The sequence below is a fragment of the Dechloromonas denitrificans genome (assembly GCF_020510685.1).
Classification (GTDB): Bacteria; Pseudomonadota; Gammaproteobacteria; order Burkholderiales; family Rhodocyclaceae; genus Azonexus; species Azonexus denitrificans_A.
Genome location: NZ_CP075185.1, coordinates 1,112,428 through 1,126,599, shown reverse-complemented (window position 1 = coordinate 1,126,599; position 14,172 = coordinate 1,112,428). Strand labels below are relative to the sequence as shown.

Genomic DNA, 14,172 nt, shown 5'->3' with positions numbered 1-14,172 from the left:
GGATTTTAGCAGGCCACCCGGCCGAAGAATCAGGCGGCGCCTCGGGCAAGCCGGATAATTTCGCTGACGGCGGCGACTTCTTCTGCGACCACCGGCCGGAAGAAGTGGAAACCCTGGACGCGCTGGCAATCGAGGGCCCGCAAAAAATCGGCCTGTGCCGAATTCTCGACGCCCTCGGCTACCAGATGCAGGCCCAGCGAGCGACCGAGCGAAATGATCGAGGAGACCAGCGAGGCGGCGTCGGTGTCCGACTCGACATCGGCGACGAAGGCGCGGTCGATTTTCAGGCGATCGATCGGGAAACGCCGCAGGTAGGCGAGCGACGAATAGCCGGTACCGAAATCGTCGATCGCCAGCTTGACGCCCATCCGCTTCAATTCGGCCAGCGTCTTGATCGATGAGTCGGCGCTGTGCATCACCGTGCTCTCGGTGATTTCCAGTTCCAGCCGCTCGGGCGGCAAGCCGGTTTCGAGCAGGATGGCATGCACCGACTGGGCGAATTCCGGTTGGCGGAACTGCAGCGCCGAGATATTGACGGCAATTTCGCCGATATCGACCCCGGCGTCGATCCAGGCCTTCGCTTGGCGGCAGGCGGTGAGCAGGACCCAATGACCGAGCGGCAGGATCAGGCCGCATTCCTCGGCGACCGGAATGAATTCGCCCGGCCCGATCATGCCGCGGACCGGGTGCTGCCAGCGCACGAGCGCCTCGACGCCGACGATGTTGCCGCTCGGCAGATCGATCTGCGGCTGGTAGTGCAGCAACAACTGATTCTGGGCCAGCGCATCCCACAATTCGGTTTCCAGATGCAGGCGCTTGTTGGCTGCCGCATTCATCGGTTCGGCAAAAAACTGGTAATTGTTGCGGCCATTCGACTTGGCGTAATACATCGCCGTATCGGCATTGCGGACCAGCGTCTCGGCCGTCTCGCCATCGATCGGATAGAGACTGATGCCGATCGACGGGCTGGTATGCAGCAGGTGATCATTGACCTGGCAGGGTTCGGTAAACGCCCGCTCGATCTGGTGTACCAGCTCGACGACGGTTTCGGCCTGATTCGCTTCTTCGAGCACCACGACGAACTCGTCGCCGCCGAGGCGGAACAGCCGGCTCCCGACCTCGAGAATGGCCTGCAGTCGGCGGGCGATTTCGCCGAGCAACAGGTCGCCGGCGTGATGGCCGAGCGAATCGTTCACCGTCTTGAAATGGTCGAGATCGATGATGATCACCGCCACCCGGCTGGCACTGCGGGCCGCCGCGCCAAGCACGTCGGCGAGATGGATGTCGAGGGCGAGGCGGTTGGGCAGGCTGGTTAACGGATCGTGGTGCGCCAGATAGTCGATGCGCGCCTCTTGTGCCTTGTGCGCACTGATGTCGGAGAAGACCGCGACGTAATGCGAAACGCGCTGCTGGCGCCCCTCGCGAACCGCCCGGATGCGCATCTGCTTGGGGTAGATCTGGCCGTCCTTGCGGCGATCCCAGGTCTCGCCCTCCCACTGGCCGGTCTCGGCGACCCGCGCCCAGATCGCCTGGTAGAACTCCGGACCATGCCGGTCGGAACTCAGCATCAATGGCGTCCGGCCGATCACCTCGGCGGCCGGGTAGCCGGTAATTTGCTCGAAGGCCGGACTGACGGTGAGGATGCGCTGCGCCAGATCGGTGACCATCATCGCCTCCGAGGTATGGTCGATGATCATCCGCTGCAAATGAAGCTGCTCGAGCATCTGCCGCAATATGCGGAAGACGAAGCGACCGCCGAACACGGCGAGGACCGAGAGCAGGAAGCCGGCGACGAGCAGCGGCAGCATTTTTGCGGCGACGTCGCCCTCCGTCTCACTGCCCGACAGGCTGGCCGTTGCGCCGCTCGGTCGCAAATGGAGGGCCCATAGATCAAGGCCGATCAATAGCCAGACGAGGGAGATTGCGGCCAACATTACCAGGACGATTTTGTTGCCGCACAGGGCCGGGCGTTGCTTCAAGATTAACTACCAAAACCATAGACGGGGAGGCAGTGTAACCGACCGCCCGCATTGTTTCAGCGACTAATTTTGGCCCCAAAAAATATAGACCAAATGCATATATTACAAGTGCTTACGGCACCTTTTTAAGGTCTGATATTAGTGCCGATTCTGATAATTTTGCTAACCGCAGCAACTGCCGCCGCTACCCTTTTTGACGCCCAGTTTGGTCAGCAATTTTTCCGGCGGACAGAAGCCGGTAAAGCCACTTTGCAGCAGGTTGAAACCGACGAAGGCGGTAAAGGCGAGGAACCACTTGCTGACGAAAATCGGGCTGCCGTCGAATCCGAGGGCCAGCGAGAGCAGGATGAAGAAACCCGCCATGATGCGGATGATGCGTTCAGTGGTCATGCTTGATGCTCCTTGCGAAAGGCTGAGAAATAGAGAACCGGAATCACCACCAGCGTGAGCAGCGTGGAGACCAGGATGCCGAAAATCAGGCTGAGAGCCAGACCGTTGAAGATCGGATCGTCGAGAATGAACAGCGCGCCGAGCATCGCGGCCAACGCGGTCAGCGCGATCGGCTTGGCGCGCACGGCGGCCGACTGGACGACCGCTTCGGCGAACGGCATGCCGGCGGCAACCTGCAGCTTGATGAAATCGACCAGCAGGATTGAATTGCGAACGATGATGCCGGCCAGCGCGATCATGCCGATCATCGAGGTCGCAGTGAATTGCGAGCCGAACAGCGCATGACCCGGCATGACGCCGATGATGGTCAGCGGGATCGGTGCCATGATGATCAGCGGCACCAGGTAGCTGCCGAAGTGGGCGACGACCAGCAGGTAGATCAGGATCAGCCCGACGCCATAGGCCAGGCCCATGTCGCGGAAGGTCTCGTAGGTCACCTTCCATTCGCCGTCCCACTTGACGCTGTAGCCAGCATAGGGATCGCTCGGCTGGCGGATGAACCATTCGCCCAGCGTGCCGCCTTCCTTGAGCTCCATGCCCTTGATCTGCGAGCGGATGTCGAACATGCCGTAGAGCGGCGAATCGAGCTTGCCGCCCATGTCGCCGACGACGTACACCACCGGCAGCAGGTCCTTGTGGTAGATGGCCTTCTCGCGCGCCGCATCGCGCACTTCGACGACTTCCGAAATCGGCACCAGCTGGCCGCTCTGCGCCCGGACGCGGAGTTTCAGCAGGGCATCGAGATTCGACTGCTGCTCGGCCGGCAAGGTGACGCGCACCGGGATCTCGAACTTGCTGTCGGCGTTGTGGGCCGGCGTCACGTCGAGGCCGGCCAGGCCGGTGCTGACCACTTCGATGATGTCGCTCTGCGCCACGCCGAGCAGCGCCGCCTTGCTTTGCAGCACATGCAGCACGGCCTTGCGCGCATCGGCCTCGATGTAGTCGTCGACGGCAACGATGTCCGGCGTCTTTTCGAAGACGGCGCGCACCTGCTTGCCGACGCTCATCTGGCCCTTGTAGTCCGGGCCGTAGATTTCGGCGAGGATCGGCGACATCACCGGCGGCCCGGGCGGCACTTCGACGACCTTGGCGACGCCGCCGTTCCTCTTGCCGATGGTCTCGATGCGCTGGCGCACCGAGACGGCAATCTCGTGACTCTGCCGCGAACGGTGATGCTTGTCGGCCAGATTGACCTGGATATCGCCCTTTTCCGGCACGGCCCGCAGGTAGTACTGACGGACCAGACCGTTGAAATTGATCGGGCTGGCGGTGCCGGCGTAGGCCTGGTAATTGGTCACGTCGTCTTCCCTGGCCAGTTCGCTGCCGATTTCATGCAGCACCCGCGCCGTTTCCTCGAGCGGAGTGCCGACCGGCATGTCGAGGATGACCTGAAATTCGCTCTTGTTGTCGAAGGGCAGCATTTTCAAGACGACGAGCTGGAAGTAGGCGAGCGACACCGAACCGAGAATCAGCAGCCCAATGGCGATGCCGAGCTTGAGGCGCATCGCGGCCCCCTTGAGCGGATCGAGGAAGGGCGTCAGCAGCTTGCGGAAAGTCGAATCCAGCTGGCTGTCGAGTTTCGAGACCGGCGGTACATGGCCAGCGGCGTGCGACTTCATCAGCTTGCCGGCCAACCAGGGCGTGACGACGAAGGCGACGGCCAGCGAAATGGCCATGCCCATCGACGAATTGATCGGAATCGGGCTCATGTAAGGGCCCATCAGGCCTGTCACGAAAGCCATCGGCAACAATGCGGCGATTACCGTCAGCGTCGCCAGGATGGTCGGGCCGCCGACTTCATCGACTGCCGGCGGAATGATTTCCAGCAATTTCTTTTCGGGATAGAGGCCCTGCCAGCGGTGGATGTTCTCGACCACGACAATCGCATCATCGACCAGAATGCCGATCGAGAAAATCAGCGCGAACAGCGACACGCGGTTCAGCGTGAACCCCCAGGCCCAGGAAGCGAACAGCGTGGCAGCCAGGGTCAGCGTCACCGCGACGCCGACGATCACCGCCTCGCGCTTGCCGAGGGCAAAGAAGACCAGCAGTACGACGAAGGCGGTGGCAAAGACCAGTTTGCCGATCAGCTTCTGCGCCTTGTCGGTCGCGGTTTCGCCGTAGTTGCGCGTCACCGTGACCTCGACCCCTTCCGGAATCACCGCGTTTTTCAGGTCGTCGATGCGCTTGATCGCCGCCGTTGCCACATCCGCAGCATTGACGCCGGGCTGCTTGGAAATCTGCATCGTCACCGCCGGGAATTCGCCTTCCTTGCTGCCGAACCAGGCATAGGCCTTGGGCTGATCGGGGCCATCCTCGACCTTGGCGACGTCGCTCATGAATACCGGCTTGCCCTCGTGTACCGAGATCACCAGCTGTTTCACGTCAGCCGCCGATTCGAGATAGGTGCCGGTCTGGACCAGGATTTCGCGGTTGCCGGCGGTCAGGCTACCGGACGACTGCAAGGCGTTGGACATTTTCAATGCGCCGGAGATATCCTGCGGCGTCACGCCGTAGGCGGTCATCCGGTCGGCATCCATCAAGACGCGAATGGCGTGATCCGGACCGCCGATGGTGGACACGTCGCGCGTCCCCTTGATCCGCTTCAGTTCGATTTCGACGGCGCGCGCCACCTGCTGCAGGTCGAAGGCCGAATGCGCCGGATCCTTGCTCCAGAAGGTCAGCCCGACAATCGGCACATCGTCGATGCCGCGCGGCTTGATGACCGGCTCCATGACCCCGAGATTGGGCGGCAGCCAGTCGCGGTGCGAATGCACGGTGTCGTACAGGCGAACGACGGCGTCGTTGTATTTGACGCCGACGTCGAACTGCACGGTGATCACCGCCATGCCGGGCCGCGCCATGGAATAGACATGCTCGACGCCATGCATCCGCGACAGCACCTGCTCGGCCGGCCGGGCGACGAGATTCTCGACATCCTTGGCCGAGGCGCCCGGAAAGACGACCATGACATCGGCCATCGTCACATCGATCTGCGGTTCCTCCTCGCGTGGCGTAACCAGCGTGGCGAACAGGCCGAGCAGGAAGGCGACCAACGCCAGCAACGGCGTCATGCGCGAATCCTGGAAGGCGGCGGCGATGCGTCCCGAGATACCCATAAAAAGCTATTTTCCTTTCAGTTTCATGATACCCATGGCATCAAGAATGAATTTTTCGTAGAAGGTTTCGCTGCTGCCCTTCTTGATCTTGTGCATGAAGTATTTCTCGAAACCGATCTTGGCGACATGCACCCACTTGCCTTCGCCGAACCAGTTGACGTTGCGCGGCGGAATCTGCGGCAGGGCGACGAAAGCCGCGCCGCCATCGCCGAAATCGGCGAGGCAGATGGCGTTCCAGGTGGCCTTCTCGGTCGGCGCCCGACCGTCGAGCGCCGCCCGGACATTCTTCGAAGTCGCCGTGACCATCGATTCGATCATGTAGCCGGTCTTCGGCGTACCGGTCGGCACCGGCGTCACTTCGACCGGCGGAATGGCGACGCAGACGCCGATGGCGTACACGTTCGGATATTTCGGATTGCGCTGGTACTGGTCGATCAGCACGAAGCCGCGCGGATTGGTCAGGCCCTCGATGCCGAAAACCGCATCGATCCCCTTGAAGGCCGGCAGCAGCATCGAATACTTGAAGGGCAGCACGTGCTCCTTCTTCGGCTTGCCTTCATCGTCGTGCTCGGTGACGAACATCTGGCCGGCTTCGACCTTGCTCACCTTGGCGTTGCAGATGGCCTTGATGTGCTTGCTGCGGAACATCGATTCCATCAGTCCCTTCGAGTCGCCGACCCCACCGAGGCCGAGATGGCCGATGTAGGGTTCGGCGGTGACGAAAGTCATCGGCACCTGGTCGCGGATCTTGCGCCGGCGCAGGTCGGTTTCCATGATCATCGTGAATTCGTAAGCCGGCCCGAAGCAGGAGGCCCCCTGCACGGCACCGACGACGATCGGCCCGGGATCGGCGACGAAATCCTGCCAGCTCTTTTCGGCCGTGACCGCGTGATCGACGTGGCAGATCGACTGGGTGTGGCCTTGCGGGCCGAAACCCTCGATTTCGTCGAAAGCCAGCTTTGGCCCGGTCGACAGGATCAGAAAATCGTAGTCCAGGAAACGGCCGTCATCGAGTTCGAGCTGGTTACGTTCCGGATGCAGGCGCTTGACCCCGACCGGAATGAAATCGATATTGCGCTTTTCCAGCACCGGCCCGACCTCGACCTCGATGTCCTCGCGCTTGCGCCAGTCCACCGCCACCCAGGGATTGGACGGCACGAAATGGAATTTCGGATTGTTCGATACGACGGTAATGCGGTCGCCCGGACGGGCGTCGGCGCGCATTTCGAACGCCATGGTCATGCCGCCCAGACCACTTCCTACGATGATGATGTGTGCCATGGATGTCTCGCTCCTCGACGGTGGTGAAAGCAATGCGGCTTTTTGTGAAGCAACCGCTTATTTGCCTGAATTCTGCTTCTGGGCGATGCCGGCCTTCACCGGGTCGGTCACCACCTTGTCGCCAGCCAGCAGACCGGCCAGCACTTCGATCTCGCCCGGCCCGACCAGATCGCCGAGGCGCAGCTGGCGCAGACTCAGGCGACCATCGGGCATCTGCACGTAGACGGCGGCGACTTCGCCCCGGCGCAACACGGCGACCGCCGGGACGGTCAGCTTTTCGGCCTGGCCGATCACGAAATGGACGCGCGCGAACATGCCCGGCGTCGCTTCCGGCAATGGCGGCAGCGCGACGCGGACCTGCGAGACATGGGTCGTCGCATCGGCGGTCGGCAGCAGATTGACGCCGGTGGCGTCGACCCACTTGCCGAGTTCGGGGAACTCGACGCGCGCCGTCCTGACGTTGCGCATTTCCTTCAGCCGGTACTGCGGCACGCTGGCGGTGACCCGCAAGCTGCCCGGTTCGTAGATGGTGAACAAGGGCTTGCCCGGCGTCGCCATGTCGCCCTGCTCGGCGTGGCGCCGGGCGACGATGCCGTTGATCGGCGAGACGATGCTGGCGTGGCTCTGGCTGGCCCCGGCCGCGGCACGATTGGCGGCGGCGGCGTCGAAATCGGCACGGGCCTTGTCGAGCGCGGCCGAACTCATGAATTTCTGGGCGACGAGACTTTTCGTCCGCTCGTAACTGACCTTGGCATTGGCGTACTGCGCCTGCGCGGCGCGGGCCATCTCCTCGGCCTCGCGGGCATCGATGCGCATCAGCAGTTCGCCTTTCCTGACGACCTGCCCGGCATCGGCCTTCACTTCGAGCACGCGCCCCGCCACCTGGGCGCCGACCGTCGTCTGCTGCACGGCCTCGACCAGCGACTCGGCAGGAAAGCTCAGATCGACCAGATGCCGTTTCACCTGCACGACCGGCAAACCCTCGGCCGAGATTGCCGGGGTCGCTGCCACGAAAAGGCCAAGAATCAGGCTGCGAAAGAAGTATTTATTCATGTATATAAGAATACGCTAATTTATATAGCCAGCGCAAGAAGACTCCCCAGCGCAGCGTCGCTCCCTACCCTCACGCCATCTCGATTCCAGAAGGCATCGGGACCACCATCCTGCCTGACGCCCCCCCCTCATTTCCAGACCACGAGCCATCTTTACTCGCGCAAATACGGTCAGTTCATCTTTACCTTATTTTTATACCCCGGCCCCCAATTTCTTGAGAATTTTGATAGTGCTTTTCATACGATGAGCATGTCGCAATACTTATTTGGGGTGTGTTTATGGATCTCGTCTATCTTGCCGGTATCGGGCTGTTCTTCGTCCTGATCCTCGGCCTCGCCGCCGGTTGTGCCCGGCTTGGGGGTGCCAAATGACCTGGCTTTTCGTACTGAGCGGCGCGGTCGCCGTCGGTCTGCTGGTCTACCTGATCGCAGCGCTTATCAATCCGGAGGATTTCTCATGAGCAATCATGCCTGGATTCTGCTCGGGATTTTTCTCGCCATTCTTCTGGTGACCGTCAAGCCATTGGGCACTTACATCGCCAATGTGATGGAGGGCCGCTTCCGTCTCGCCGGCAAGATCGAGAGCCCGCTCTATCGCCTGTGCGGCATCCGTCAGGACGAGGAAATGGGCTGGCTGAAATACGCCTTTGCCATTCTTTTATTCAATCTTCTCGGCTTCCTCGCGGTTTACGCCCTGCAACGCCTGCAGGCCTACCTGCCCCTCAATCCGCAGGCTTTCGCCAATGTCAGCCCGGATTCGTCATTCAACACGGCAATCAGCTTTGTCGCCAATACCAACTGGCAAGGCTACAGCGGCGAAGCAACGATGAGTTATCTGACCCAGATGCTGGGTCTGGCAGTTCAGAACTTTCTCTCGGCTGCCACCGGCATTGTCGTGGTGATCGCCCTGATTCGCGGCTTTGCACGTCATTCGGCGAAAACCGTCGGCAACGCCTGGGTCGATCTGACCCGTGCCACGCTGCATATCCTGCTGCCGCTTTCTGTCCTTTGTGCGCTGGCCCTGACCAGCCAGGGCGTCATCCAGAATTTCGATGCCTACAAGGACGTGACGACGCTGGAAGTAACCAGCTTTGACAATCCGAAACTTGATGATGCCGGTCAGCCGCTCAAGGATGACAAGGGCGTTGCCATCACCGAACCGGCCCAGACGCAAACCCAGACCCTGCCGATGGGTCCGGTCGCCTCGCAGGAAGCGATCAAGATGCTGGGGACCAACGGGGGCGGCTTCATGAACGCCAATTCGGCGCATCCCTATGAAAATCCGACGCCGCTGAGCAATTTCATCCAAATGCTGGCCATCTTCCTGATTCCGGCGGCGCTCTGCTTCACCTTCGGGCGCATAGTCGGCGATACGCGCCAGGGCTGGGCCGTGCTCGCGGCGATGACCCTGATGTTCGTCGCGCTGGCCTATGCCGCCATGCATTTCGAACAACAGGCCAATCCGCTGCTCACCCAACTATCTGTCGATCCAAGCAGTGGCAACATGGAAGGCAAGGAAACCCGCTTCGGCATCGCCGATTCCGGTCTGTTCGCCACCATCACCACGCTTGCCTCCTGTGGCGCAGTGAACGCCATGCATGACTCGTTCACCCCGCTCGGCGGTCTGGTCCCGCTGATCGACATGCAACTCGGCGAAGTGGTCTTCGGCGGAGTCGGCACCGGTCTCTACGGCATGCTGGTCTTTGCCATCCTGGCGGTATTCGTGGCCGGCCTGATGATCGGCCGCACGCCGGAATACCTGGGCAAGAAGATCGAAGCCTTCGAAATGAAAATGGTCTCGATTGCCATCCTGGTCACCCCGCTGCTCGTGCTGGTCGGTACGGCCATCGCGGTGATGGCTGTCGACGGCCGGGCCGGCATCGCCAATCCGGGCGCCCACGGCTTCTCGGAAATCCTCTATGCCTTCACCTCGGCCGCCAACAACAACGGCAGCGCCTTTGCCGGCCTGTCCGCCAATACGCCCTTCTACAACGTGATGCTCGGCATCGCCATGTGGTTCGGTCGCTTCGGGGTGATCGTCCCGGTGCTCGCCATTGCCGGCGCGCTGGCCGCCAAGAAACGCATCGCCGTTGGCGCCGGCACCTTGCCGACCCATGGCCCGCTGTTCGTCACGCTGCTGATCGGCACCGTGCTGCTGGTCGGCCTCCTGAATTACGTCCCGGCGTTGGCTCTCGGCCCCGTCATCGAGCACCTGGTGCTCTGGGCCGCTCACTAAGCGCTTGGGGAGAAAATAATGACACGCAAGACTTTTACCCTGTTCGACCCGGATCTGGCCCTGCCGGCCATCGCCGATGCTTTCCGGAAGCTCAATCCTACTGTGCAGTGGCGCAATCCGGTGATGTTCGTCGTCTACGTCGGCAGCATCCTGACCACCATCATCTGGATGCAAGCCCTTGGCGGTCAGGGCGAGGCGGGCGTCGTGGAAAATCCCGGCTTCATCCTGGCGATCTCCGTCTGGCTGTGGTTTACCGTGCTCTTCGCCAATTTCGCCGAAGCCCTGGCCGAAGGCCGCAGCAAGGCCCAGGCCGCTTCGCTACGTGGCCTTAAAAAAGAAACCTGGGCCAAGAAACTGATGGAGCCACACCATCAGGCCAAGTGGGTACTGACTCCGGCGAGTGAGTTGAGAAAGGATCACGTTGTTCTGATCCAGGCTCATGAAACCATCCCTGCCGACGGCGAAGTCATCGAAGGTGTCGCCTCGGTCGATGAATCCGCCATCACCGGCGAATCGGCTCCGGTCATCCGTGAATCCGGCGGCGACTTCTCGGCCGTCACCGGCGGCACCCGCGTGCTGTCCGACTGGATCGTCGTGCGGGTTACGGTCAATCCCGGTGAAACCTTCGTCGACCGGATGATCGCCATGGTCGAAAACGCCAAGCGCCAGAAGACGCCGAATGAAATCGCCCTGACCATCCTGCTGGTGGCGCTGACCATTGTCTTTCTCGGCGTCACGGTGACCTTGTTGCCGTTCTCGATGTTCAGCGTCGAAGCCGCCGGGGCCGGTACGCCGATCAGCATTACCGTGCTTATCGCGTTGCTCGTCTGCCTGATCCCGACCACCATTGCCGGACTGCTGTCGGCCATCGGCGTGGCCGGCATGAGTCGCATGCTGCAGGCCAATGTCATCGCCACCTCCGGGCGGGCCGTCGAAGCCGCCGGCGACGTCGATGTCCTGCTGATGGACAAGACCGGCACGATCACGCTGGGCAATCGCCAGGCGTCAACCTTCCTGCCGGCCGACGGCGTGACTGAAGCAGAACTGGCCGACGCCGCCCAACTGGCATCGCTCGCCGACGAAACACCGGAAGGGCGCAGCATCGTGGTTCTGGCCAAGCAGCGTTTCCAGTTGCGGGAGCGCGACATCCATGGGCTGGATGCCCACTTCGTGCATTTCTCGGCCACTACCCGGATGAGTGGGGTGGACATGGCTGGGCGCGAGATTCGCAAGGGTGCGGCCGAGGCGATCAAGAAACATGTCGAAGCCCTGGGCGGTGTGTTCCCCAAATCGGTTGTCGGCAAGGTGGATGAAGTCGCCCGCCGGGGCAGCACACCGCTCGTCGTCAGCGATGGCACGCGAATCATGGGTGTCATCGAACTCAAGGACATCGTCAAGGGCGGCATCAAGGAGCGGTTCGCCGAACTGCGCCAGATGGGCATCAAGACCATCATGGTGACCGGCGACAACCGGGTGACGGCGGCCGCCATCGCCGCCGAGGCCGGGGTCGACGACTTCCTGCCGGAGGCAACGCCGGAAGCCAAGCTGGCACTGATCCGCCAGTACCAGGCGGAAGGGCGGCTGGTAGCGATGACCGGTGACGGCACCAACGATGCCCCGGCACTGGCCCAGGCCGATGTCGCGGTCGCCATGAACACCGGGACACAGGCCGCCAAGGAGGCCGGCAACATGGTCGACCTGGATTCGAACCCGACCAAGCTGATCGAGGTCGTCGAAACCGGTAAGCAAATGCTGATGACCCGTGGTTCGCTGACCACGTTCAGTATCGCCAACGACATCGCCAAGTACTTCGCCATCATCCCGGCGGCTTTCGTGACGACCTATCCGCAACTTGCGGCGCTCAACGTCATGGGCTTGGCCAGTCCGGCCTCGGCCATCCTGTCGGCGGTGATCTTCAATGCCCTGATCATCGTCTTCCTGATTCCGCTGGCGCTGAAAGGCGTCAAGTACCGTCCGCTCGGCGCCGCCACGCTGCTCCGCCAGAACCTGGCGATCTACGGCCTGGGTGGCGTCATCGTTCCCTTTATCGGCATCAAGCTGATCGACATGGCAATTGCCGCCGTCGGCCTGGCCTGAGGAGAAATCTCATGAAAACCCTGTTACGCCCCGCTGTCAGTCTATTCGTCCTGCTTACCGCCATCACCGGCGTGGTTTACCCGCTGGCCGTCACCGGTCTCGCCAAGGTCGCCTTTCCCGAGGCGGCCGACGGCAGCCTGATAATCAAGGATGGCAAGACGGTGGGCTCCAGCCTGATCGGGCAGAACTTCACCGATCCCAAGTATTTCTGGGGTCGCCCCTCGGCCACCGGGCCGATGCCGTACAACGCATCGGCTTCCAGTGGCTCCAATCAAGGGCCGCTCAATCCAGCATTGACCGACGCCGTCAAGGGGCGGATCGAGGCCTTGAAGGCCGCCGATCCGGACAACAAGCTGCCCATCCCCGCCGATCTGGTCAACGCCTCGGCCAGCGGCCTTGACCCGCATATCAGTCCGGCAGCGGCGGCCTATCAGGTGGCTCGCATCGCCCGCCAGCGCCATCTGCTGGCTGCCGATCTCAAGGCTCTCGTCAGCCAACACACGGAAGGCCGCCAATGGGGCGTCTTCGGCGAGCCGCGGGTCAACGTCCTGCAACTCAACATCGCACTTGATTCACTTCGCTAAAAACACGGAGAACTATTTATGAAAAAGAATGCCGCTTCCCTTCCTTCCCTGGTCACCCTTGCCGTGACCGCCGCTTTTTCGGCACCGCTGCTGGCCGACGAGGTACCGACCTCCGAGCACACGCTGACCGGCAACCTCGGCCTGTTCAGCAGCTACCGCTTCCGCGGCATCGACCAGACCTTCGGCAAACCGGCCCTGCAAGGCGGCTTTGATTACTCGCATGCCAGCGGGCTCTATGTCGGCAACTGGAACTCCAATGTGTCCTCCGGTGCCGGTTATCCGGAAGGCAATCTGGAAATGGACTTCTACGGCGGCTACAAAGCCAGTTTCGGTGATTTCGGGATCGATGTCGGCGGTCTTTACTACTACTACCCCGGCACGGACTTGACCATCGCCAATAATGGCAAAACCAATACCGGCCGGGTCGACAACACGGAAATCTACCTGGCCGCCTCCTGGAAGTTCATTTCCCTGAAATACTCCCATGCCATCAGCGACTACTTCGCCATGCCGGACAGCAAGGGCACGGGGTATCTGGATTTGTCCACCAATTACGATCTGGGCAATGGCTGGGGCGTGAATGGTCACGTTGGTCGCTTGCATTTCAGGAACGTAAGCAACGGTAGTTATACCGATTGGAAATTCGGTGTGACCAAGGATATTTCAGGCTGGGTGGTCGGAGCCGCCTATGTGGATACCAATGCCAAGGGTGATTGCGGCATTGGCGAATACTATTGTTTTTCCAATTCCCTGAATAACCAGAACAGCCAGAACGGCAGCAAGACCAAGGATGCCGGTCGCGGCATTGCCGTTCTTTCCGTCAGCAAAACGTTCTGATCTGGCGGGGGCTGGATTCAGCCCCCTTTCCAGACACTATGCAAACCTGCATTGAGTGGAGATACCCAGTGAATATGCTCGCCGAGCTACTGTCGACAAAGGACATCATTCTTGACATGGAAACACCCAGTCAAAGCCGGTTGCTTCAGGAAATTGCCCGACATATGGAGCGCATGCATGGCATGCCCCAGGAGTGGGTTTTCCAGAGCCTTTCCCGTCGGGAAAAAATCGGCTCGACGGCCCTTGGCGGCGGAGTCGCCCTTCCCCATGCTCGCGTCAAGGATCTTCAGCATATCCAGGTCGCCTACATCCGTCTCAAATCGCCAATTTCCTACGATGCGCCGGACGGCAAACCGGTCGCCGACATCCTGACACTTCTGGTACCGAAGGAAGCGACCGAGGAACATCTCCGAATTCTTTCGGAAGCGACGCAGATGTTTTCCAACCCGCAGTTTCGCCAGCGCTTGCACACCTGTTCCGATGCCGAGCAAACGCGACAACTGTTCGCTGACTGGCCAGTTCCCGCTTGACCTTCGA

11 protein-coding genes are annotated in these 14,172 nt (G+C 61.3%); 6 read left to right on the top strand and 5 right to left on the bottom strand.

What is annotated here, in order from left to right; all coding sequences use genetic code 11:
* Positions 1–29 precede the first annotated feature (29 nt).
* From KI611_RS05465 to KI611_RS05445, 5 genes are all read right to left on the bottom strand, one after another.
* Entirely contained in the window at positions 30–1,979 is a 1,950-nt protein-coding gene (locus KI611_RS05465; RefSeq protein WP_226418814.1) for a putative bifunctional diguanylate cyclase/phosphodiesterase, read from the bottom strand.
* 162 nt (positions 1,980–2,141) lie between these two features.
* Complete coding sequence (locus KI611_RS05460) at positions 2,142–2,369, bottom strand: DUF2892 domain-containing protein (RefSeq protein ID WP_226418813.1); 228 nt, start codon at positions 2,367–2,369, stop codon at positions 2,142–2,144.
* Positions 2,366–5,548, bottom strand: coding sequence for an efflux RND transporter permease subunit (locus KI611_RS05455; protein WP_226418812.1), 3,183 nt, complete (start codon positions 5,546–5,548; stop codon positions 2,366–2,368). The genes KI611_RS05460 and KI611_RS05455 overlap by 4 nt, the downstream gene beginning before the upstream one ends.
* A 6-nt stretch (positions 5,549–5,554) precedes the next feature.
* Positions 5,555–6,829: an NAD(P)/FAD-dependent oxidoreductase gene (locus KI611_RS05450; RefSeq protein WP_226418811.1), complete on the bottom strand. Its 1,275-nt coding sequence runs from the start codon at positions 6,827–6,829 to the stop codon at positions 5,555–5,557.
* 57 nt (positions 6,830–6,886) lie between these two features.
* Positions 6,887–7,882, bottom strand: coding sequence for an efflux RND transporter periplasmic adaptor subunit (locus KI611_RS05445; protein WP_226418810.1), 996 nt, complete (start codon positions 7,880–7,882; stop codon positions 6,887–6,889).
* Positions 7,883–8,249: 367 nt separating this feature from the next.
* On the opposite strand from KI611_RS05445, the gene kdpF reads away from it, so the two are divergent.
* The 6 genes from kdpF to KI611_RS05415 all read left to right on the top strand — a co-directional run bounded on the left by kdpF (position 8,250) and on the right by KI611_RS05415 (position 14,165).
* Positions 8,250–8,342, top strand: a complete 93-nt coding sequence (gene kdpF, locus KI611_RS05440) for a K(+)-transporting ATPase subunit F (RefSeq protein ID WP_226418809.1) — start codon at positions 8,250–8,252, stop codon at positions 8,340–8,342.
* On the top strand, positions 8,339–10,117 hold the full coding sequence (gene kdpA / locus KI611_RS05435) for a potassium-transporting ATPase subunit KdpA (protein ID WP_226418808.1): 1,779 nt from the start codon (positions 8,339–8,341) through the stop codon (positions 10,115–10,117). The genes kdpF and kdpA overlap by 4 nt, the downstream gene beginning before the upstream one ends.
* A gap of 18 nt (positions 10,118–10,135) precedes the next feature.
* Positions 10,136–12,214: a potassium-transporting ATPase subunit KdpB gene (gene kdpB / locus KI611_RS05430; RefSeq protein ID WP_226418807.1), complete on the top strand. Its 2,079-nt coding sequence runs from the start codon at positions 10,136–10,138 to the stop codon at positions 12,212–12,214.
* A gap of 11 nt (positions 12,215–12,225) precedes the next feature.
* The gene (gene kdpC, locus KI611_RS05425; protein ID WP_226418806.1) at positions 12,226–12,798 is read left to right on the top strand and encodes a potassium-transporting ATPase subunit KdpC; all 573 of its coding nucleotides are present in this window, start codon (positions 12,226–12,228) and stop codon (positions 12,796–12,798) included.
* Between the two features lie 18 nt (positions 12,799–12,816).
* Positions 12,817–13,635 carry a TorF family putative porin gene (locus tag KI611_RS05420; RefSeq protein WP_226418805.1) on the top strand — a complete coding sequence of 273 codons (819 nt, stop codon included), beginning with the start codon at positions 12,817–12,819 and terminating at the stop codon, positions 13,633–13,635.
* A gap of 74 nt (positions 13,636–13,709) precedes the next feature.
* The gene (locus tag KI611_RS05415; RefSeq protein ID WP_226419877.1) at positions 13,710–14,165 is read left to right on the top strand and encodes a PTS sugar transporter subunit IIA; all 456 of its coding nucleotides are present in this window, start codon (positions 13,710–13,712) and stop codon (positions 14,163–14,165) included.
* Positions 14,166–14,172 lie beyond the last annotated feature (7 nt).

Excerpts from the sequence above, each read along its gene's own strand:
- KI611_RS05460 (WP_226418813.1), bottom strand. The coding sequence starts at position 2,369 with ATGACCACTGAACGCATCATCCGCATCATGGCGGGTTTCTTCATCCTG.
- KI611_RS05420 (WP_226418805.1), top strand. The coding sequence starts at position 12,817 with ATGAAAAAGAATGCCGCTTCCCTTCCTTCCCTGGTCACCCTTGCCGTG.
- kdpF (WP_226418809.1), top strand. The coding sequence starts at position 8,250 with ATGACCTGGCTTTTCGTACTGAGCGGCGCGGTCGCCGTCGGTCTGCTG.
- KI611_RS05450 (WP_226418811.1), bottom strand. The coding sequence starts at position 6,829 with ATGGCACACATCATCATCGTAGGAAGTGGTCTGGGCGGCATGACCATG.
- kdpB (WP_226418807.1), top strand. The coding sequence starts at position 10,136 with ATGACACGCAAGACTTTTACCCTGTTCGACCCGGATCTGGCCCTGCCG.
- KI611_RS05415 (WP_226419877.1), top strand. The coding sequence starts at position 13,710 with ATGCTCGCCGAGCTACTGTCGACAAAGGACATCATTCTTGACATGGAA.
- KI611_RS05445 (WP_226418810.1), bottom strand. The coding sequence starts at position 7,882 with ATGAATAAATACTTCTTTCGCAGCCTGATTCTTGGCCTTTTCGTGGCA.
- kdpC (WP_226418806.1), top strand. The coding sequence starts at position 12,226 with ATGAAAACCCTGTTACGCCCCGCTGTCAGTCTATTCGTCCTGCTTACC.
- KI611_RS05455 (WP_226418812.1), bottom strand. The coding sequence starts at position 5,548 with ATGGGTATCTCGGGACGCATCGCCGCCGCCTTCCAGGATTCGCGCATG.
- kdpA (WP_226418808.1), top strand. The coding sequence starts at position 8,339 with ATGAGCAATCATGCCTGGATTCTGCTCGGGATTTTTCTCGCCATTCTT.